Source organism: Lentzea sp. NPDC055074 (genome assembly GCF_053608005.1).
This window is the reverse complement of record NZ_JBSGUQ010000002.1, coordinates 192,445-212,044: the sequence shown is the minus strand read 5'-3', so window position 1 is coordinate 212,044 and position 19,600 is coordinate 192,445. Positions and strand designations below refer to the sequence as shown.

The 19,600-nt window shown below is 70.6% G+C and carries 22 protein-coding genes; 6 read left to right on the top strand and 16 right to left on the bottom strand.

Going from position 1 to position 19,600, the window contains the following annotated elements; genetic code table 11:
- Positions 1–22 precede the first annotated feature (22 nt).
- The 9 genes from ACWF7A_RS04980 to ACWF7A_RS04940 all read right to left on the bottom strand — a co-directional run bounded on the left by ACWF7A_RS04980 (position 23) and on the right by ACWF7A_RS04940 (position 7,780).
- Positions 23–859 carry an NAD(P)H-binding protein gene (locus ACWF7A_RS04980; RefSeq protein WP_452249108.1) on the bottom strand — a complete coding sequence of 279 codons (837 nt, stop codon included), beginning with the start codon at positions 857–859 and terminating at the stop codon, positions 23–25.
- Complete coding sequence (locus ACWF7A_RS04975) at positions 856–1,611, bottom strand: TetR/AcrR family transcriptional regulator (RefSeq protein WP_452249107.1); 756 nt, start codon at positions 1,609–1,611, stop codon at positions 856–858. The genes ACWF7A_RS04980 and ACWF7A_RS04975 overlap by 4 nt, the downstream gene beginning before the upstream one ends.
- A 62-nt stretch (positions 1,612–1,673) precedes the next feature.
- The gene (locus ACWF7A_RS04970; protein WP_452249106.1) at positions 1,674–2,369 is read right to left on the bottom strand and encodes a hypothetical protein; all 696 of its coding nucleotides are present in this window, start codon (positions 2,367–2,369) and stop codon (positions 1,674–1,676) included.
- 87 nt (positions 2,370–2,456) lie between these two features.
- Positions 2,457–2,966, bottom strand: coding sequence for a general stress protein (locus ACWF7A_RS04965; RefSeq protein ID WP_452249105.1), 510 nt, complete (start codon positions 2,964–2,966; stop codon positions 2,457–2,459).
- Between the two features lie 38 nt (positions 2,967–3,004).
- Complete coding sequence (locus ACWF7A_RS04960) at positions 3,005–3,781, bottom strand: arylamine N-acetyltransferase family protein (RefSeq protein ID WP_452249104.1); 777 nt, start codon at positions 3,779–3,781, stop codon at positions 3,005–3,007.
- Positions 3,759–4,268 (bottom strand): GNAT family N-acetyltransferase, encoded by a 510-nt coding sequence (locus ACWF7A_RS04955; RefSeq protein WP_452249103.1) that lies wholly within the window; start codon positions 4,266–4,268, stop codon positions 3,759–3,761. Before ACWF7A_RS04955 ends, ACWF7A_RS04960 begins: the two co-directional genes overlap by 23 nt.
- Positions 4,250–5,860 carry an MFS transporter gene (locus ACWF7A_RS04950; RefSeq protein ID WP_452249561.1) on the bottom strand — a complete coding sequence of 537 codons (1,611 nt, stop codon included), beginning with the start codon at positions 5,858–5,860 and terminating at the stop codon, positions 4,250–4,252. The genes ACWF7A_RS04955 and ACWF7A_RS04950 overlap by 19 nt, the downstream gene beginning before the upstream one ends.
- An 88-nt stretch (positions 5,861–5,948) precedes the next feature.
- Positions 5,949–7,205, bottom strand: coding sequence for a hypothetical protein (locus ACWF7A_RS04945; protein ID WP_452249102.1), 1,257 nt, complete (start codon positions 7,203–7,205; stop codon positions 5,949–5,951).
- Positions 7,202–7,780 (bottom strand): RNA polymerase sigma factor, encoded by a 579-nt coding sequence (locus ACWF7A_RS04940; RefSeq protein WP_452249101.1) that lies wholly within the window; start codon positions 7,778–7,780, stop codon positions 7,202–7,204. Before ACWF7A_RS04940 ends, ACWF7A_RS04945 begins: the two co-directional genes overlap by 4 nt.
- A 113-nt stretch (positions 7,781–7,893) precedes the next feature.
- Here ACWF7A_RS04940 and ACWF7A_RS04935 point away from each other — a divergent pair, with 113 nt between their 5' ends.
- Both ACWF7A_RS04935 and ACWF7A_RS04930 read left to right on the top strand, forming a co-directional pair.
- Positions 7,894–8,154: a hypothetical protein gene (locus ACWF7A_RS04935; protein WP_452249100.1), complete on the top strand. Its 261-nt coding sequence runs from the start codon at positions 7,894–7,896 to the stop codon at positions 8,152–8,154.
- Positions 8,155–8,647: 493 nt separating this feature from the next.
- The gene (locus tag ACWF7A_RS04930; protein WP_452249099.1) at positions 8,648–9,379 is read left to right on the top strand and encodes an SDR family oxidoreductase; all 732 of its coding nucleotides are present in this window, start codon (positions 8,648–8,650) and stop codon (positions 9,377–9,379) included.
- Here the strand turns inward: ACWF7A_RS04930 and ACWF7A_RS04925 are convergent.
- Together ACWF7A_RS04925 and ACWF7A_RS04920 are read right to left on the bottom strand one after the other, a co-directional pair.
- Positions 9,361–9,864 (bottom strand): DUF2087 domain-containing protein, encoded by a 504-nt coding sequence (locus ACWF7A_RS04925; protein ID WP_452249098.1) that lies wholly within the window; start codon positions 9,862–9,864, stop codon positions 9,361–9,363. The two genes, ACWF7A_RS04930 and ACWF7A_RS04925, sit on opposite strands and share 19 nt — an antisense overlap.
- Before the next feature lie 73 nt (positions 9,865–9,937).
- Positions 9,938–10,414: a hypothetical protein gene (locus tag ACWF7A_RS04920; protein WP_452249097.1), complete on the bottom strand. Its 477-nt coding sequence runs from the start codon at positions 10,412–10,414 to the stop codon at positions 9,938–9,940.
- 49 nt (positions 10,415–10,463) lie between these two features.
- On the opposite strand from ACWF7A_RS04920, the gene ACWF7A_RS04915 reads away from it, so the two are divergent.
- Positions 10,464–11,432: a helix-turn-helix transcriptional regulator gene (locus ACWF7A_RS04915; RefSeq protein ID WP_452249096.1), complete on the top strand. Its 969-nt coding sequence runs from the start codon at positions 10,464–10,466 to the stop codon at positions 11,430–11,432.
- Here ACWF7A_RS04915 and ACWF7A_RS04910 read toward each other — a convergent pair.
- From ACWF7A_RS04910 to ACWF7A_RS04890, 5 genes are read right to left on the bottom strand one after another with little or no spacing between them, the layout of a single operon-like run.
- Entirely contained in the window at positions 11,420–12,172 is a 753-nt protein-coding gene (locus ACWF7A_RS04910) for a DUF3626 domain-containing protein (protein ID WP_452249095.1), read from the bottom strand. The genes ACWF7A_RS04915 and ACWF7A_RS04910 overlap by 13 nt on opposite strands.
- Positions 12,165–12,779, bottom strand: coding sequence for a DUF2238 domain-containing protein (locus ACWF7A_RS04905; RefSeq protein ID WP_452249094.1), 615 nt, complete (start codon positions 12,777–12,779; stop codon positions 12,165–12,167). The genes ACWF7A_RS04910 and ACWF7A_RS04905 overlap by 8 nt, the downstream gene beginning before the upstream one ends.
- Entirely contained in the window at positions 12,769–13,287 is a 519-nt protein-coding gene (locus tag ACWF7A_RS04900) for a sugar O-acetyltransferase (RefSeq protein WP_452249560.1), read from the bottom strand. Before ACWF7A_RS04900 ends, ACWF7A_RS04905 begins: the two co-directional genes overlap by 11 nt.
- A gap of 17 nt (positions 13,288–13,304) precedes the next feature.
- Positions 13,305–14,063, bottom strand: coding sequence for an SWIM zinc finger family protein (locus tag ACWF7A_RS04895; RefSeq protein ID WP_452249093.1), 759 nt, complete (start codon positions 14,061–14,063; stop codon positions 13,305–13,307).
- Positions 14,063–16,381, bottom strand: coding sequence for a DEAD/DEAH box helicase (locus ACWF7A_RS04890; protein ID WP_452249092.1), 2,319 nt, complete (start codon positions 16,379–16,381; stop codon positions 14,063–14,065). Before ACWF7A_RS04890 ends, ACWF7A_RS04895 begins: the two co-directional genes overlap by 1 nt.
- 35 nt (positions 16,382–16,416) lie before the next feature.
- Here ACWF7A_RS04890 and ACWF7A_RS04885 point away from each other — a divergent pair, with 35 nt between their 5' ends.
- The 3 genes from ACWF7A_RS04885 (at position 16,417) to ACWF7A_RS04875 (ending at position 19,595) form a co-directional block, all read left to right on the top strand.
- A complete protein-coding gene (locus ACWF7A_RS04885) occupies positions 16,417–17,172 on the top strand; it encodes a TetR/AcrR family transcriptional regulator (protein WP_452249091.1) in 756 nt (251 codons plus the stop codon).
- Between the two features lie 228 nt (positions 17,173–17,400).
- The gene (locus tag ACWF7A_RS04880) at positions 17,401–18,642 is read left to right on the top strand and encodes a hypothetical protein (protein WP_452249090.1); all 1,242 of its coding nucleotides are present in this window, start codon (positions 17,401–17,403) and stop codon (positions 18,640–18,642) included.
- Positions 18,639–19,595, top strand: coding sequence for a glutamate ABC transporter substrate-binding protein (locus ACWF7A_RS04875; RefSeq protein ID WP_452249089.1), 957 nt, complete (start codon positions 18,639–18,641; stop codon positions 19,593–19,595). Before ACWF7A_RS04880 ends, ACWF7A_RS04875 begins: the two co-directional genes overlap by 4 nt.
- Positions 19,596–19,600: the final 5 nt, after the last annotated feature.

Genomic DNA, 19,600 nt, shown 5'->3' with positions numbered 1-19,600 from the left:
AGGCGCCGGATCGACGCGGTGATCAGCCGCGGAAGTCCGCCGCGTGATCGCGTGCCCACTGCGCGAACGTGCGGTACGGCCTGCCCATGAGGTTCTCGTAGTCCGGTGACACGACGAACTCGTAGTCGGTGAAGTCGTCGGCCTCACCGCCCTCGTAGCCGTCGAGGCCGAGGATGTAGCGCGCCATCTCCTCGGGCCAGCCGACGCTCACGTAGTGGGCGAGCGCCTGCTCGGTGGTGACGTCCTGGAACGTCAGCGTCCGGCCGATCGCCTCGCCGATGTCGCGGGCCATGTCCCGTTGCGTGATGTGAGCGGGGCCGGTCAGGTCGTAGGCCCTGCCCGCGTGGCCGTCCTCCTGCAGCACCTTGATCGCCACGTCGGCGATGTCGGCCTCGTGGATCGGCTGGCCGAACGCGTCCGGCTCGGGGTGCACGATCGTGCCGTCGGCCCGGATCGACGGGCCCCACAGGTCGATCTTGTTGACCGCGAACTCGCCCGGCCGCAGGTGCGTCCACTCGGCACCGGATGCCTCGACGGCCCGCTCGACCGGGAGGTGGTGGGTGGTGTCGTAGCCGTGGGTCACCGCGCCCGAGGACAACGTGACGATCCGGCGCACGCCCGCCCGCACCGCGCGGTCGACCACCTCAGGCGCGGTCGGTGGGTGCACGAACAGGTAGAGCTTCTCGACCCCGTCGAACGGGATGCTGTCCGGATCGTCGAGGTCGGCCTTCACGACCTCGACACCCGCGGGGAACCTCGCCCGGGCCGGGTCGCGGGTGATCGCCCGCACCGGGCCGGTCAGTCCGTGCACCACCAGCCGTCCGACGTTGCCCGTCGCGCCGGTCACGAGCGTCGTCATCGCAAGCCCCCTTCGATGCCGTCCAGCAACCTGTCGAGCCCGTAGTCCCACGAGCTGTGCACGTGCTCCGCGAGCGTGCCGCCGGTCTCGTAGGCGCCCGCGTTCCACAGCGCCGTCATCGCCGGGTAGCGCTCGACGTCGAAGTACTCGTCCCAGAACACCTGGCGCGCGCCCCACCACGAGTCGCCGGACTCACCAGTGCTCGCCGCCAGCTGCTGGTCGTCGACCTCGGACGCCGCCGCGCCGTGCACGAAGCCCTCCACGGCGACGTGCGCGACGGTCACCTGCCTCGGCTCCAGCCCGGACTCGGCGAGCGCGGCCAGCACGAACTCCTGGCCGTCCATCAGGCCGGGCCCGAGCGGCGGCCGCACCATCGACACGTCCCGCATCCACGGATGTGCCTGGTAGACCGCACGCGTGCGGTCGGCGTAGTGCTTGACGCGCTCACGCCACGTGCCCTCGGGCGTGAGCTCCCGTTCCTGCAGGACCGTGTCGGCCATGAGGTCGATCAGCTCTGCCTTGCCGGGCACGTGCGTGTAGAGCGACATGGTGCCGACGGTCAGTTCCTGTGCGACGCGGGCCATCGACATCGCGCCGAGCCCCTCGCGGTCGGCCACCGCGATCGCCGCGGTGACGATCTGGTCGACGCTCACCTTGGGCTTCCTGCCGACCTGCTTCGGCTCCCGCGGCGTGCGCCAGAGCAGTGCGAGCGTCCTGGCCGGGTCTCCCCCGCCGCTGCGTTCGGCGGCCATCCGTCCACCCCATTTCCGTAGGCCATACGGAAACAATACCGTATGCCGTACGGAAATGGGTGTCAGTTGACGTACCAGACGACCGCGACGCGGTCCGGGGTGATGGTCTTCGACTCCGCGCACACCTCGTGGGTGAACACGAGTCCGGTGGCCCGGCACATCCGCTCCGGCGTGCGAGCCGTGAAGCCACGCGACTCGAGGTGCTCGCGCACCAGCTCGGGAGCCCGATCGCCGACCAGGACCACCTCTCGCGAGCAGTTGCCCGAACCGCAGTGCCCGTCCATCTCGGTCGTCCGCAGGTCGGACGGTCCCGGCAGCACGCTCTCGTCGCCGGGCTTGTCCTCCAGCTGGTCGAACAGCACGACGGCCGTGATCAGCAACCCCGCGCCGACCATCGCCACGAGTCCGAGCGAGCTGGCGGTCAGGCCGCGTTCGCGCGGCATCGCGATCAGGCAGACGACCGCCGCGACCATCGGGTAGAGCCAGCACACCTCGAGGGCCGAGGGCACCAACGGCCCGGACCAGCCCAGTCCGCGCGGCACGACGAAGTACGCGAGCAACGCCAGCAGGACCGAGCCGGTCACCACACCCTTGCGCGCGGACCGGGCGAGCAGGCACCAGATCAGGATCGGCACCACTCCGGCCAGCCCGAACGGCGCGGTGTTCCACGGGAACGTCCCCACGACCACGGCGGCGGCGACCAGCGCGACCCGCCACCCGAGCTGCGTGAGCCGGGCCGTCTCCCCCAGGTTCGACATGATCGCCAGTAAAGCGGAAACGCCGCCCCGGTGACCGGAACGGCGTTTCCTGTGGTGGGAGCTGGGGTCAGGCTGTCACGGCGCCGGTCAGGACCTCCAGGCCAGCGCGGTCAGCATCTCCTTGCCGCGTTCGGCGCTGCGGGGGTCGCTGAGCACGTCGTAGCGGCCGGCGACGAGCTGGGTGGTCGAGGCGAAGTCACGGCGGCCGCGGGTGGCGGCATAGCGCATCGCGGCGCTGGCCAGGCCGAAGACCGTACCGACGACGAGACCCGTCACGATCGGAGCGAGAGCGCCGCCGGTCGAGAACAGGCCGAGCAGCAGACCGACGAACAGACCGAACCAGGCACCCGACGCGGCACCGGCGCCGAGCACGCGGCCCCAGGTCAGGCGGCCGGTGACCCGTTCGACGATCATCGGCTCGACGCCGACGATGGTGACGTCCGCGACGGGGAAGTCGTTGTCCGCCAGGTGATCCACGGCCCGCTGTGCCTCTTCGTAGGTCCCGTAGGACCCGATGGGCCAGCCCGTGGGCGGGGTGGGCAGTGCGTTGACGCCCGTGGAATTCGTTCCCGTGGCGAACGGAGTCGCGGTGGTCATTTCCAACACCTCCGAATTGCGAATCCCTACACCTGGTACTACGAACGCGGCCGCCCGATTGTTCCCGGAGTTGAGCCGATGTGACTCAGCTCCCTGTCGGTAAGCGTGATGTCCAGTGATTCCAGCGTTTTCCGGAGGTCGTGAACCTGAGAATTCTCAGGTTTCCCGCCGGCGCGTTCGACGGTGAGCTCCGAACCGACCAGACGGCGGCTCAAACCCGGTTCCAGACGCATGACGACGAGACGGCGGCTGAACGGCGACCGTTCGTGGGTGGCGACGTAGTAGTTGGCGGCCTCGTAGTCCACGGGGTGCTGCTCGACGTCGGGCTCGAACGCGTGCAGCGGCTCCCAGCCGTCGTCCGACTGCTTCTCCAGCACCCAGCGGTCGTCCTCGCGGCGCAGGCGGTGCGGCCATCCGGCCTGGTCGACGACGACGCCGTCGACGAGCGGCATGGGGTGCAGGACGCCGGCGCCGAACCCGACGTCAACGAGGTGGTCGTCGACGAGCGACACGCAGTGCGTGCGCGGCCCGGTCCGCACGCGGCTCATCCGCCGACGCACCGTGTGCCCGAGCCGTTCGAGCACGGCGGTGAACAGCAGCTGGTGCTCGTAGCAATAGCCGCCGCGGCGCCGTCCGACCATCTTGTGCTGGATATCGCCGAGGTCGAGCGACGGGACACGGCCGAGCATCACGTCGATGTTCTCGAACGGAATGGCGCGCACATGCGCTTCGTGCAACTCCGTGAGCGAACTCGACGCCGATGCTCCCGTTCGCGCGAAGTACGCGCTCAAATCAACTTTTTCCGTCTGCCACATCGTGTTCCCGCTCGCCCTCTAGCCACTCTTCTTTTGTCAGTGCGTACTCGACCTCACCGTGCTCCGAGCCGGGCAGCGGGTCGGGGAAGTCGACGTGGAACGTGCGCACGTGCCGCAGCCCGCACTTCTCCATCACGCGCCGCGACCGGGCGTTGACGAACATCGTGGTGGCCACGACGCGCCGCACGCCGCCGGTGGTGAAACCGCGTTCGATCAGGGCTTTCGCGCCCTCGGTGGCGTAGCCGAGGCCCCAGAACGCGCGGTGCAGCCGGTAGCCGAGCTCGACCTCGCCGGCGCCCTGGAACTCGAACCAGCCGACGAACCGGCCGCTCGCCTTCTCGATCGCCGCGTGGAAGCTCCCGCCGAGGTAGTTCTCGACCGGCGCGGGGTCGAGGTACCGCATGACCTCGGGGTCGGCGTGCAGCTCTTGCAGCGCGTCCACGTCGGACCGCCCGACGGGCCGCAGTGTCAGTCGTTCCGTTTCCACGGGGAGATCGTGCCGCACTTGAGCGAGGCGAACGCGGCCACCAGGCACAGCACGATGGCGAACCCGAACGCGATCGACAGGCCCTGGGCGAACGGCGCGGAGATGAGGCTCGGGAAGAACCCGCGCCCGGTCAGGAACGCGGCCTGGTCGGGCGGCAGCGTCGCGAGCTGGTCGCCGAGCAGCTGCTGGATCGGGTTGTAGCCGAGGAACGCCGCGAACAGCACCGCGACGGCGGGCAGGGACGCGACCTGGGCCGCGGCACCGGGTGCGACGCCGTGCTCGACGAGTCCGGTGCGCATCGCGCCGGGCAGCGACTGGGAGAACCCGACGATGATCAGGCTGAAGAAGAACCCGATCGACAGGACCATAGCGGTGTTCTGGAAGGTGGTCATCATGCCGCTGCCCGAACCGCGGGCGCCGGCGGGCAGCGAGTTCACGACCTCGGCGCGGTTGGGCGAGGAGAACATGCCCATGCCGATGCCGGTGAACACCAGGACCACCGCGAACTCCCAGTACGGGAAGTCGACGGGCAGGGCGATGAGCAGCGCGAACGTGACGGCGGTCAGCACGTTGCCGGTGAACGCGAGCGCCCGGCTGCCCAGCCGGTCGGACAGCACGCCGGCGGTGGGCGCGGCGAGCAGGAACCCGACGGTCATCGGCAGCATGTAGATGCCCGCCCACAGCGGCGTCTGCTCGAAGGAGTACCCGTGCAGCGGCAGCCAGATGCCCTGCAGCCAGATGATGAGGATGAACTGCAGCCCGCCGCGGCCCAGCGCCGAGGCGAAGTTCGCGATGTTGCCCCAGGTGAACGACGGCAGCGAGAACAGGTGCAGGTCGAACAGCGGGTTGGGCACGCGGTGCTCGATCACGACGAACGCGGTGAGCACCGCGAGCCCGCCGATCAGGCAGGACAGCACGAACGGGCTGGTCCAGCCGGTCTGCGAGGTGCCGTGTGGCTGGATGCCGTAGGTGATGCCGACGAGCAGAGTAATGAGACCGACGGCGAAGGTGATGTTGCCCCACCAGTCCATCCGGGCGTGGCGGCGCTCGCCGGTGTCGTGCAGCTTCAGGTAGGCCCAGACCGTGCCGAACAGCCCGAACGGCACCGAGACGATGAAGATCAGGTTCCAGTTGACCGGGGCCAGCAGACCGCCGACGACCAGCCCGAGGAACGACCCGGCGATCGCGGCCACGCCGTTGATGCCCAGGGCCATGCCGCGCTGGGTGACCGGGAAGGCGTCGGCCAGGATCGCCGAGGAGTTCGCCATCAGGAACGCCCCGCCGACGCCCTGCACGACGCGCCAGCCGATCAGCCACAGCGCGGCGGCGTCGCCGTCGAACCAGGTGATCGCGAGCATCACCGAGGAGAACGTGAAGATCGCGAAGCCCAGGTTGTACATGCGCGCCCTGCCGTACATGTCGCCCAGGCGCCCGAAGCTCACCACCAGCACCGCCGTGACGACCAGGAACCCCATGATCATCCACAGCAGGTAGCCGGTGTTGGCCGGGTCGAGCGGGTTGATCGCGATGCCCTTGAAGATGTCGGGCAGCGCGATCAGCACGATCGAGGAGTTGATCGTCGCGATGAGCATGCCCAGCGTGGTGTTGGACAGCGCGATCCACTTGTACCCGGCCGGAGCCGACGTCTCGACAGTCACTTCGCCATGCTAATCAAGTTGTCTAGGAGGGGCTTTTCGGCGTGATCGTCTCCAGAACTGTCCCGGCGGCGTCGCGCACGACCACGCGGGCCTCGGGATGGCGGTCGAGCAGCTTCGCCGCGAGCACGAACGTGCCGTTGCCGATCGTGGCGGGCACGTCAGCCGCCCCGGGACTGGTGTAGGTGATCGAGGCGACGCGCGGGTCGAGGACCAGGCCGACGGCCGCTGCAGTGGTGCTGCCCCCGTCGTAGTACTCCCCCTGCTCGCTGATCTTGTACGGCTTGAAGTCGTAGAACGCCGTCATCGCCGCGATCGTGTCGCCGCGGTACTCGCCCAGGTCGTCGAGGTCGATCACCGAGCCGGGCGACGGCTCGTAGTTCGAGTCGCGGCAGTAGAGCAGCAGGTCGCCGAACCGGCCGGTGATGAACGTGTCGGTGGCGCTGACCTTCACCGTGAGTCCGTGCGCGAACTGGTCGGGGTCCGGGACCGCCCGGTTCTTCAGGCAGGCGCCGAACCGCGCGGCCTCGGGGGTGTCGCGGGCCGCGGGCGGCAGCGGCCGGTCGACGACCGGAGTGGTGGGCTTCACGACGCCCCGCACGGCGAACTCCTCGCCGTTGGCCAGGGCCTTGGTGCCGTTCTCCGCACTCGGGAACCCGCTGGGCGCGAGGAAGAGGCCGTCCACGAGCGCGGGCATCGTGTTGCCCTGCCCGGAGTCGGCGATCTGGGACAGGCTGAGGAACTCGATGTCCGAGGCGACGAGGCCCGCCATCGTGCCGCTCGGCGTGGTGAACAGGATCTCCACCCGGTCGGCGCCCTCGAGCACGGCCGGGTTCGGCACGGAGATCGTGGTCGTGGTCGCGGTGTTCGCGCAGAAGAACACGCCCGCGGGTACGCGGAACGCCGTGAGCACGGTGCCGTTCTTGTTGCTGGTCGCCATCGGCGTCCACTCGGCGGCGGGCGGGTGCTCCTTCGCGGCGGCGGCACAACGGGCCAGCGCCTCCGGCGCGACCTTGCCGGTCTCGACGTGGTTGACGATCTTGCGGTCCTTGCCGACGAACTCGCCGTTGTGCTGGATCGGCGGGGCCGCGGGGTCCGCCGGGGCTCCGAGCAGGGCCTGGCTCGCGAAGACGGCGCCCGCGGCGAGCACGGCGACGCCGGCGGCGATCAGGACCGGCCTGCCGTTGCGGGCGGCCGGACGCATGCCTTCGGAGAGCCTCTGCCGGGCGCGCATGCGGACGTCGTCGGGCAGTGCGCGGTGTTCGGGCAGCTGGTCGATCACGGGGTGTCCTCGGAGGTCAGGTCGCGCAGCCGGGCGCGGGTGCGGGAGACGCGGGCGCGCACGCTCGACTCGGTGATCCCGAGGAGCGCGGCGGCGTCGGCGGTGGACACGTCGCCCAGCAGGCAGAGCTGGGCGATCTCGCGTTCGGACGCGGGCAGCTTCGCGATGGCGGCCACGACCTCGGCGAGGCGGCGTTGCGCGTCGGTGCGGGCGGCGACCTCGTCGGCGTGGTCGCGTTCGTCCTGCGGGGTCAGCTTCCCGACCAGCCGCAGGGCTCTGCGCGAGGCCCGCCACTCGGTGCGGGCGCGGTTCGCGGTCACCGTGTAGAGCCACGGCAGGGCCGAGTCGCGCACCAGCTGGGCGTCGCCGCGTTTTCTCCACGCGGTCAGGAAGGTCGCGGAGAGCAGGTCCTCGGCCTGCGACCAGGAGGCCGTGAGGCGGTAGGCGTAGTTCCAGACCGCTTCGGCGTGGCGTTCGAAGAGCTCGGTGAACGCGGCGTGGTCGCCTTTCGCGATCTGTTCCCAGAGGCGCGTGTCGGGCGGCCCGACGTTCGCGCGCTCGGTCGTCTCAGTCATCACACTCCGCCTGGGGCCGTCACGGCCCAGTGTGCTGCGTGACCTGTGTCACTCCTCCAGGGGGAGCAGCCCCTCATTCGAGGCGTGAATGACACCGATGGCAAGATCGTGGTGTGCCGATCGAGCAGAAGCAGCCCGGCAATGTCGAGGCGGAGACCCAGGTGTTCGCGAAGATCACGACCCCGCTCCCGGACGCGGCGACGATTCCCGGTGTGCCGCCGGTGACGCCCGCTCCCGCGGCGGTTCCGCCTCCGGTGACTCCCGCGGCGGCCACCACCGCGGCGTCCGCCCAGAAATCAGCGCAGAAGTCGAAGTCGCTGACCCGGCGGTTGGCCCGCCGGATCCTCGGCCCGACCTTGATGACGAAGAAATAGGCCCTGCGACGACTATCGATCGGGAACCTGACCCAGGCCTCCGCAGACCCGGCAGGCGGTCCGGTCCTCGTTGAGCCCAGAACCAAGGCAACGGCTGCACTCCTTCACAGAAGAACAGTGTCCGCTTCTACTCCGAGTGGGGGCATCCACCAAGCAGGGACCGTCCCGGCGATAATGGGTGACCCCCATCGTTCACGCTCGGTGATCAGGCCTGGGTGGACGGTCGGGCTGGAATCTCGTTGGCACGTGCGACATTGCCTGCGACGATGCCTCTGCTCTCCCCGTGCGGGAGCCTCCACCAGCCGGAGCAGCCGCGCGGGCACGGGTGCGACATCTCGTGCAGCACAAGCCCTTCCGGACCGGGAACGGGTTGCTGCCACGACATGGTTCCGGACCCTGCGCAGAGCAGGCAGGTGTCCTCTTCGCACTCCACACCTGTAAGTACTCCACACGGGACACTTCGGGCAATCGCTGGATCGAGGGGAGATCACCGATGGCGGTCGCGGTCGTGACGGGAGCCGGTTCCGGGGTGGGGCGCGCGGCGGCGCGAACCCTGCTGGCGGCGGGGTTCCAGGTGGCGCTGGCGGGTCGGCGCGAGGACGCGCTGACCGAGACCGGAGAGGGCTTTCCCGAGTCCGCTCTCGTCGTGCCGACGGATGTGTCGCGTGAGGACTCGGTCGTCGCGTTGTTCGAGGCGGTCGTCGCGCGCTTCGGCCGTGTCGACGTGTTGTTCAACAACGCCGGGATGAACGTGCGCGCGACGCCGATCGAGGAGTTCTCCCTCAGCGCGTGGGAGAAGGTCGTCGGGGTGAACCTCACGGGCGCGTTCCTGTGCGCCCGCGAGGCTTTCAAGGTGATGAAGACCCACGGCGGCGGCCGGATCATCAACAACGGCTCCATCTCGGCGTCCGTACCGCGCCCGCACGCCGTGGCGTACAACGCGACCAAGCACGCGATGACCGGGCTGACGAAGTCGTTGTCGCTGGAGGGCCGTGCCTTCGACATCGCGTGCGGGCAGATCGACATCGGCAACGCCGCCACGGAGATGACCGAGCGGATGGGCGCCGGTGTGCTGCAGGCGAACTTCGAGACGAAGGCAGAGCCGACGTTCGACGTGCAGCACGTGGCCGACGCCGTGCTGTACCAGGCTCGGCTGCCGCTCGACGCCAACGTGCAGTTCATGACCGTGATGGCGACGGCGATGCCCTACATAGGCAGAGGCTGAGCCTGGTACATGCCGCCGCCGCGCTCGAGCAGACCGAGGTCGACGAGGTAGCGGCGGATGGTGACGTGGTCGACCTCTCCCCCGTCGCACCACGCCTTGAGCAGTTCGTTGATCTCGGTCTCGTCGTAGTACGTCCGCGCGACGAACGCGTGGGCGGCGACGTGCTCGAGGATCTTGCGGCGGCGTTCGTGGGCGACGGGCAGGGACAGGAGCTTGTCGCCCCGGACGAACGGCGCGAGCCCGTCGGCGGGCATCGCGTCGGTGAGCGTCGCGGCGAGCGGCTTGAGGTCGGCCGGCCGGACCGGGTCCCCCTCGACCAGCCCGGCCTCGCGCAGCTTGACCAGCGCGGTGCCGGCGTCCTTGACCTTCAGTCCGGAGGCGGCGGCGATGTCGGCCAGCGTGCCCGCACCGAGGACGACGGCGGCGAACGCCCGCAGCCTCGTGGGTTCGGCCAGGGCGCGCACGACGGATTCCGGTGTGGTCATGTCTGCGAACCTAACGCCGCCGTCCATCCGTTTTCGGGGACTCAGCGGGCGGGTGAGCCCTGCCAGTCCCGCCTCACCTGCCCACCAGGCCCTCGGCCATGACGTCGGCGAGGTAGCCCTCGAAGTCCGGGGTGTCGGACTCGAGCACGTGCCGCACCCACGCGGTGCGTTCGTGGGCCAGTGGCGGAAGCTCCCAGACGCAGCCGATGAGGTCCTTGGGGATGACGGTGAAGTGCGTGAGGTCCGGGTCGGTGGAGCCGAGGAACGGCTGGTCGCCGGACACGGCGGTGCGGCAGTGCAGGACGTTGTCCCAGACCCAGTTGTAGGCGTTGAGGTACATGCCGGCCGCGCTGCGGTGCAGGACCGTCACGGTGGCGGGCGGGGTCGGGTCCTCGAAGTCCGGGTAGATCCGCGGCAGGAACGCGTAGGCGGCGTCGCGGACGTCGTCGGTGATCTCCAGCCCCGGGGTGACCACCTCGTAGCGCTTGACGTGTCTGCCCGCGACGACCAGCGGTTCCCTGACCGCCAGCTGCTTCTCGTAGAAAGCCATGCGTCGAACGTATGAGCTAACCCTGACAGGGTGTGTCAGTGTGTTCCGCGTGCGTGCGAGTCGACTGGTGTCGTTGCTGCTCCTGCTGCAGGCCAAGGGCCGGATGACGGCCCAGGCGCTGGCCGACGAGCTGGAGGTCTCGGTCCGCACGATCTACCGCGACGTGGACTCCCTGCACGCCGCGGGGGTGCCGCTGTACGGCGACGCGGGCCCGTCCGGCGGCTACCAGCTGCTCGACGGCTACCGCACCCGGCTGACGGGCCTGACCGAGCAGGAGGCGGAGTCGCTGTTCCTCGCGGGCATGCCGGGCCCGGCGGCGGACCTGGGGCTGGGGGACGCCGTGTCGGCGGCGCAGCTGAAGCTGATGGCCGCGTTGCCCTCGTCGATGCGGGACCGGGCGTCGCGGATGGCCACGCGGTTCCACCTCGACGCGCCCGCCTGGTACTACGACCCGGAGCGCTCGCCGTTCCTGGAGGTCGTGGCGGACGCGGTGTGGCGCGAGCGGCTGCTGGAGGTGAGCTACCGGCGGTGGCGTTCACCCGAGGACGTGACGCGGGTGCTGCGGCCGCTGGGGCTCGTGCTCAAGGCAGGGCGCTGGTACCTGGTGGCGCTGGGGTCGTCGCGGATCTCGACCTACCGGGTGTCGCAGATGCAGTCGGTCGCCGTGCTGGACGAGTCGTTCGCGCGGCCGGAGGGTTTCGACCTGGCGGCGCACTGGACGGCGTCGCTGGAGGAGTTCCAGTCGCGGCAGTACACGGGGTCGGCGGTGGTCAGGTTGTCCGCGCGCGGCTGGGAGATGTTCGCCGACCACGTGCTGCCGGTCGTGGCGAAGGCGGCCGGGGAGTCCGTTGTGGAGGATGACGCCGGCTTCACGGTGACGATCCCGATCGAGTCGGTCGGGCACGCGGCCGGGATGTTGCTGCGGCTGGGCGGCGAGGTCGAGGTGCTGGAGCCGGCGGAGCTGCGCGAGCGGGTGGTGGAGTCGGTGCGGCGGCTGGCGTCGATCTACCTGCCGTAGCGGGCCAGGTGGTGCCAGAGGTGTTTGACGACCTGAGGTGGCGCGTCGGCCTCGTCGAGGAGGTGCGGGGTGAGCAGCCCGTCCCGGGCGAGGGCGAGTCCCAGTGCGACGGACTCGGGGGTGCGGTAGTCCGCGTGGCGCAGCAGGTCCTGTGTGGACAGCCGGAAACCGGGGTGCCGTTCGACCGGGCACGGCAGGTCGACGTCGGGGAAGGTCGGGTCCAGCACCACGGCTTCGACGTCGTGGAGGGTGACCGGGCCGTGGACGTGGGCCTCGACGTAGTCGTCGAGCTCGTCGCGGTCGTCGATCCGCCTGATCAGGTCGAAGCGCCGCGCGGTGCCGAAGTCGACCGGGTCGAAGACGCTGTCGGGGTAGCAGAACGTCGTGCGGTCGAGCACGTGTTCCTTGAGGCGCAGGTGGGCGGAGCCGAACCTGGGTGCGGCGCCGTGCTCGCGGCGGCGGTGGTTGAGCGCGCCGTACTTCGGCCGGTCCGCGGGGGCCGCGTCGTCGTAGGCGCCGCCGAACAACCGGCTCTCCCACTCCCAGCGGGCGCCGCCGGGGTGCGCGGTCAGGCCGCCGTTGCTGGTGCCGGTCTCGAACTGGGAGCGGTACACGCCGTCGGCCACGAGCTTCGCCAGCACGCCGCGTCCGGGGTGGAAGTTCAGCGTGACGCGCAGGTCGCGCGGCAGCGGCTCACCCGACGAGCGGGCATCCACGTACGCCACCGCGCGCTCAGACACGCGCGAGCTCCCGGTCGTGCACCCGCCTGAGCAGCAGCTGCGCGGTCATCGCTCCCAGCAGTGCCATGAACATGTCCCACTGGGTGTCCCACACGTCGCCCTGTGTCCCGAGAAAGTCGCCCGCCGCTTCGCCGCCGATCACCGCGGCCAGCCACTCACCCAGCTCGTAGGTCGCGCTGAACGCGAGGCACACGCAGACCACCAGGAAGAACAGCCAGCCGCCCGGCCGCACGACGCCGCGGCGCACGAGGATCTCGCGGGCGAGCACGGCGGGCACGAACCCCTGCACGAAGTGGGCGAAGCGGTCGTAGTGGTTGCGCGCCAGGTCGAACCAGTCCTGCACCCAGAACCCCGCGGGCACCCGAGCGTAGGTGTAGTGGCCGCCCAGGACGAGCACCAGCGCGTGCAGGAAGATCAGCCGGTAGAGCAGCGGCGTCAACGGGAACCGCCGGTAGGTCGCGGCCAGCAGCACTGCGCCGATGAGGACGGGCGCCACCTCGAGGTACCAGGTCGAGCGCGAGTGGGGCCCGATCCCGGACGCGACCAGCGCGACGACGGTCAGGCCCAGCAGGACCAGCGGTTCGACGACGCGCCTGTCACAGCTCACGGATCACCTTGCAGGGGTTGCCGACGGCGAGCACGCGCGGCGGGATGTCGCGCGTGACGACGCTACCGGCTCCGATGACCGCGTCGTCGCCGATCGTGACGCCGGCGCAGACGATGACGCCGCCGCCGAGCCACACGTTGTTCCCGATGGTGATGGGGGCGGCGGTCTCGAAGCGCTGCCGGCGGGCCTGGTGGTCCTCGATCGGGTGCAGGGCGGTGAGGAGCTGGGCGCGGGGGCCGATGGAGACGTCGTCGCCGATGGTGATGGTGGCGCAGTCCATGAGGATGGCGTCGTAGTTGAGGAAGCTGTTGGAGCCCATGTGGATCTGATAGCCGTAGTCGCACTGGAACCGCGGCATGACCCACGAGCCCTCGCCGATCGAGCCGAAGAGCTTCGTGATGACCTCGCCGGAGCGGGTGGCGTTGAACTCGTCGACCAGGGCCTGGCACCGCAGGCGTTCGGCGACGAGCTCGGGGTCGGAGTCCTTGTAGAGCTCGCCGGTCATCATCTTCTGCTTCTCGGTGATCACTCGTCGAGAGTGCCCGAACGCAGCAGCGCGCGTGCGCGGGATGCGGCGATCTCCATCAGGGCGACGATGTCCGCGGCCTCGAAACCGGGTGGCGGTTCGACCGCGAGCACCACAGGTGTGGTGGCCGGAAGTGGGGGACGTGCAGGGAGCTGACCTGCGGGTTCAGCGGAAACCACCACAGGTGTTCTGGTCCCGACGGGGCCGGCGACGCGCTGGCGCAGGGCGTCGAGGAGTTCCTGTTCCGGTTTTCCCTTGAGCAGCAGGAGGACGAACGGGTCGGCGTCGAGCAGCCAGCCGACCTGCAGCGCCAGGGCGGCCGCGTGCCGGCACGGCAGCTCCCAGCCGTCGCAGTCGCAGTCGGGTTCGAGGTCGCCGATGCCGGGCAGCAGGTCCACTCCGGACTCCTCGGCGGCCAGGACGAGGTCGCGCGGAACGTCGTTGTCCAGCAGGGCGGCGATGTGGCCGGGGTGTTCGGCGACGCGGTCGAGGAACCGTCCCCATTGGACCTCCGACAGCACGGGGACGCTGACGGTGGTGTTGTGGACGGTGCCGTCGTCGTGGACCTGGGCGTGCAGGCGGCCGGGGCTCACGGTGATGGGGCCGACGACGCCGGCGTGGGCGTAGCGGCGGCCGAGGCGGATCAGGCCGGTGTCGAGCGCGGTGTCGGCGAGCGCCTTCACCCACGCCTTGCCCCACCACGTGGTGGCGACGCGACGGCCGACCTTCGGGAACGCGGCGAATCCGCGTGCGGTCACTACGAGCTCCTCAGTGCGACGAGGTCGGCGAGTTCGGCGTCGGTGAGTTCGGTGAACGCGGCCTCTCCCCCGTGCAGGACGGCGTCGGCGAGGTCGCGCTTGTCCTGCAGGAGCGCGGCGATGCGTTCCTCGACGGTGCCCTCGGTGACGAGCTTGTGCACTTGGACGGGCCGGGTCTGGCCGATGCGGTAGGCGCGGTCGGTGGCCTGGTCCTCGACGGCGGGGTTCCACCAGCGGTCGAAGTGGATGACGTGGTCGGCGCGGGTGAGGTTGAGCCCGGTGCCGGCGGCCTTGAGCGAGAGCAGGAACACGGGCGCGCGGCCGTTCTGGAAGTCGTCGACCATCTCCTCGCGCCGCGCCACGGGGGTGCCGCCGTGCAGGAACCGGGTGGGCTGCTCGATGTGCCGCTCCAGCAGCCGGGCCATGCCGACGTACTGGGTGAAGATCAGCGCGGAGCCGTCCTCGGCGACGATGGTGACGAGCAGTTCGTCGAGCAGGTCGAGCTTGCCGGAGGGGCCCTGCAGCGCGGAGTGGCCGAGGTAGTGCGACGGGTGGTTGCAGATCTGCTTGAGCCCGGTCAGGAGTTTGAGCACGAGTCCGCGCCGGGCCATGCCGTCGCTCGACGCGATCTGGTCGAGGGTCTCGCGGGTGAGCGCCTCGTAGAGCGCTGCCTGTTCGGTCGAGAGCGAGACGTAGCGGTCGGTCTCGGTCTTGGCGGGCAGTTCGGGGGCGACGCCGGGGTCGGACTTGCGGCGGCGCAGCAGGAACGGGCGGACGACCTTGGTGAGGGTGTCGTCGGGTTCGGGCCAGCGGGTGCGGAAGGCGCGGTGGGTGCCGAGCAGGCCCGGTGTCGTCCAGTCCAGGACGGACCACAGTTCCGACAGCGAGTTCTCGACGGGCGTGCCGGACAGCGCGACGCGGGCGGCGGCGGGGATGGAGCGCAGTGCCTTGGCGGTGCCGGAGTGCGGGTTCTTGACGTGCTGGGCCTCGTCGGCGACGACCATGCCCCACGCGTGCTCGCGCAACGCCTCGGCGTCCAGGCGCATCGTGCCGTAGGTGGTGAGGACGACGCCGTCGGTGGCGAGGGTCCGTTGTGGACCGTGGTAGCGGCTGACGGGGGTGCCGGGGGCGAAGCGGTGGATCTCGCGTTCCCAGTTGCCGAGCAGCGACGCCGGGCACACCACGAGCGTCGGGTGCTCGTGGCCGCGGTGCAGGTGCAGGGCGATGAGGGTGATGGTCTTTCCCAGGCCCATGTCGTCGGCGAGGCAGGCGCCGAGCCCGAGGCCGGTCATGTGGGCGAGCCAGCGCAGTCCGTGCAGCTGGTAGTCGCGCAGCCGTGCCCGCAACGCCTGCGGCTGGTCGAACTCGGGGACGGTGGTGATCGTCGTGGCGAGGTGGTGCGGGGCGACCTCGACGTGCTCGCCGTCGATGACCGTGGCGCCGGTGAGCGCGGCGGTGACGGCCTGGGCCGCGGTGATCGGCTTGAGGTGCTGCCGTGCTTTGCGGCGCAGGGCGGGGTCGACGAGCACCCACTGGTCGCGCAGCTTCACGACCGGCCGGGACGCCTCGGCAACGAGGTCCATCTCGGCCTCGGTGAGCTCCTGGTCGCCCAGGGCGAGCCGCCAGTCGAACGTGAGCAGGTCGCCTGCCTCGAACCGGCCGCTGTGCTCGCCGATGACGGCCTTGGCGGACAGGTTCGTGGCGAGGTCGCGGGGCCAGTGGACCTCGATGCCGGTGGTGAGCAGTTCGCCGACCTCGGCGTCGGTGAGCTCGGACTCGTCGAGCAGGCGCTCCAGCGGCGCCCAGCCGGCGCGGGCCATCGCCCTGATGGCGTCGAGCTCGCGGCCGGAGCCCCGCACGTCGCGCGGGTAGGGGTCGGTGACGGCGCGGACCTGCACGATCGCCCGGAACCGCTGGTCGTCGGTCGTCTCGATGCGCAGCGACAGCGTGATCTGCTCGTCGGCCCACGTCTTGAGCCCGGAGACGTCGCAGGCCTGCGTGCCGGCGAACGGTCCGGCGCCGGTGCGGGGCAGCGTGTCGGCGACGGCGTCGAGGAACGCGCGCAGCGAGTCGTAGTCGCCGTGGGCGGCGAGGCGGCGCAGGTGCAGCTCGTCGGCGTGGTCGAACGGCCCGATCCGCCACGTGTCGTGCCCGGCGGCCGTCACGCCCGGCACGATGCGGCCGCGGGCGACGAGGCTGAGCGCGGTGGCGGCGGCCACCGACCAGTAGCCGTCGCCGGACAGCACCTCGGGTAAGGCTTCGAGCAGGGGTTTTCCGTCGAACTGGCCGAATCTGGGCGGGTCGGCAGGCACGAACATACTCTGTACCGTACACCATACGGTACGGTAGTGTCGTGCTCGTGATCGAACACACGGGCAGCGGTGACCCGGCGCGGACGCTGGCGTTGCTGTGGCGCACCCAGGAACGCGTGTCGCGCAAGGGCAAGCCGGACCTGAGCGTGGACCGGATCGTGCGGGCGGGCATCGACCTGGCCGACTCCGACGGCCTCAAGGCGCTGTCGATGCGGCGCGTGGCCGAGTCGCTGGGTGTCGGCACGATGTCGCTCTACACCTACGTGCCGGGCAAGGGCGAGCTGATCGACGTCATGGTCGACACGGTGCAGGCCGCGACCGGGCGTGAGGCGGCGCAGGGCTGGCGGGCGCACCTGACGTACGTGGCGCGGGAGAACCTGGCGCTGTACCGGCGGCACCCGTGGTTGCTGCAGGTGGCGCCGTCGCGCACGGTGCTGGGCCCGCAGGTGGCGGCGAAGTACGACTTCGAGCTGCGCGGCCTGGACGGCATCGGCCTGTCGGACGTGGAGATGGACTCGGTGCTCGAGCTGGTGCTCGGGCACGTGCAGAACTCGGCGCGGGGGCTGACGGCGGCCGCGGTGACCGAGCAGGAGACAGGGCTGACCGACCAGCAGTGGTGGGACGCGGCGGCGCCGGTGCTGATGACGGTGTTCGACCCGGCCCGCTACCCGGTGGCCGCGCGTGTGGGTGCCGCGGTCGGCGAGGCGCACCAGAGCGCGTTCAGCCCGGAGCACTCGTTCGAGTTCGGGCTGGAGATGCTCCTGGACGGCGTCGGCCGGCTGATCGACTCGCGATAGTGGTGGGTCCGCCGCACCTCGCCGGCTTCTTTCGCGCCCAGGTGGGTGCGGCGTGGTGTCCTGCCGGGTGTGAAAGAGACCTGACGGCGTCGGCCGGCTGATCGACTCGCGAGCGCTGTAACACCTGAGTGACGCTTGCCGCGATGCGTCGTTAGTTCCCACGCGGGGTCACCGAGGTGCCTACAGTTACGCGACGCCGATCAACTTCGTCGTTCGGGAGGCCCGCTCGTGGTGATCGACTCGCAGCCGCGGCAGGCGCTGGTGCGCCGCGTCACCGGTCTGGCGCGGTCGACCCCGGGCCGGCTGGGCCTGATCGTCGTGGTGCTGGTCGTGGCGAGTCTCGCGAGCGGGTGGCTCTCGACGTGGAGCGTGAACCGCCAGGAGCGGGCGCTGGAGGACCTGGCGACGCGGTCCGAACCGCTCGCGCACGCGGCGCAGGAGGTCTACCGGGCGCTGCAGGACGCCGACGCGACGGCGGCGAGCGCGTTCCTCTCCGGCGGACTGGAGCCCTCTGAGCTGCGGCAACGCTACGAGGCGGACATCGCGCAGGCGCAGGCGGCGCTCTCGGTCGCGACGGCCTCCTCCCCCGATCTCACGGCGACGCTCTCGGCGCAGCTGCCGGTCTACACGGGGCTGATCGAGACGGCGCGCTCGAACAACAGGCAGGGTTTCCCGGTGGGCGCGGCCTATCTGCGCGAGGCGTCGGGGCTGATGCGCACGCAGCTGCTGCCCGCGGCGCAGGAGCTGTACCGGGCGGAGACGGACCGGGTGGCCCGCGCGCAGGACGAGGCGAGCTTCCCGGTGGTGCCGGTGCTGGTGGCGCTGGCGTTCGTGATCGGCCTGGTGCTGATCCAGCGGTACCTGACGCGCAAGACGAACCGGCTGCTCAACGTCGGGCTGCTGGTGGCCACGGGTGCGGCGGTGCTGTCGTTGTTGTGGGTGACGACGGTGTCGGTGCTGGTCATGAACGACGTGGCGGACTCTCGGACGGCCTCGGAGAAGGTCGACGTGCTGGCGCAGGCGCGGATCGCGACGCTGACCGCGCGCGGCGAGGAGACGCTGACGCTGGTCGCGCGGGGTGCGGGCCAGTCCTACGAGAAGAACTTCGTCGAGGTCTCCGCGCGCCTGGAAGGGCTGCTGAACCAGGCGAAGGCGCTGGAGGACACCGAGGCGGTGGAGCAGGCGACGCGGCACTTCCGGCAGTGGCAGGAGGTGCACCAGCGCATCCGCGAGGCCGACGACGCCGGGCAGTACAACGACGCGGTGGCGTTGATCGGCAACCCGTACTTCGACTCGCTGGACCAGGCGCTGGTGCGGGCGATCGGGCAGGCGCGGCAGGACTTCAGCGACGAGGTGGCGGTGGCGCGGGCGTCGCTGGCGGGCACGGTGGTCGGGGTGCTGGTGCTCGCGGCGATCAGCGCGGCGGGCTCGACGACGGGACTGTGGCAGCGACTCAAGGAGTACCGATGAGGCGACTGGCACTGGCGGGGTTGCTGCTGCTCGGGGCATGTTCGGCCGGGCCGCCGCCGAGCGAGGTCGTGCCGCGCAGCGCCGCGGCCCCGCAGCCGGCGGGCGCGAGCACGGTGTCGGCGGCGCCCAGCAGCTCGGCGGGCGCGCCTCCGTCGTGCGACGCGACGGCGAGCCTGCGGCCCGGCCCGGTGCCCGCGGCGGGTCAGATGCCGGGCGGGTCGACGATGGCGAAGATCCAGCAACGCGGCCGGTTGATCGCCGGGGTGGACCAGAACTCGTACCTGATGGGGTTCCGCAACTCCTTCACCGGCGAGATCGAGGGTTTCGACGTCGACGTGGCACGCCAGATCGCGAAGGCCGTGTTCGGCGACGAGAAGAAGGTGCAGTTCAAGGTCGTGACGGCCGCGGAGCGCATCCCGATGCTGCAGAGCGGCGCGGTCGACGTCGTGGTCCGCACGATGACGATCACGTGCGAACGGCTGGAGAACGTCGCGTTCTCGCAGGTCTACTACCAGGCCGGGCAGCGGGTGCTGGTGCGCCGCAACTCCGGGATCACCGGCGTGGACGGCCTGAAGGACAAGCGGGTGTGCGTGGCGTCGGGGTCGACGTCGCTGGGCAACGTGGTCAACCGGGCGAAGACGACGGTGAGCGTGCCGAACTGGACGGACTGCCTGGTGATGCTGCAGCAGGGGCAGACCGACGCGATCTCGACCGACGACACGATCCTCGCGGGGCTGGCGGCGCAGGACCCGTACACCGAGGTCGTGGGGGCGCGGTTCACCGACGAGTCGTACGGGGTGGGGATCCCGAAGGGGCAGGACGACCTGGTCCGGTTCGTCAACGGCGTGCTGGAGCGGATGCGCGCGGACGGCACGTGGGCCGCGATCTACGGGCGGTGGCTGACGCCGCTGGGCCCGGCACCTTCGCCGCCGGTCGCGCGTTATCGGGACTAGGAGGG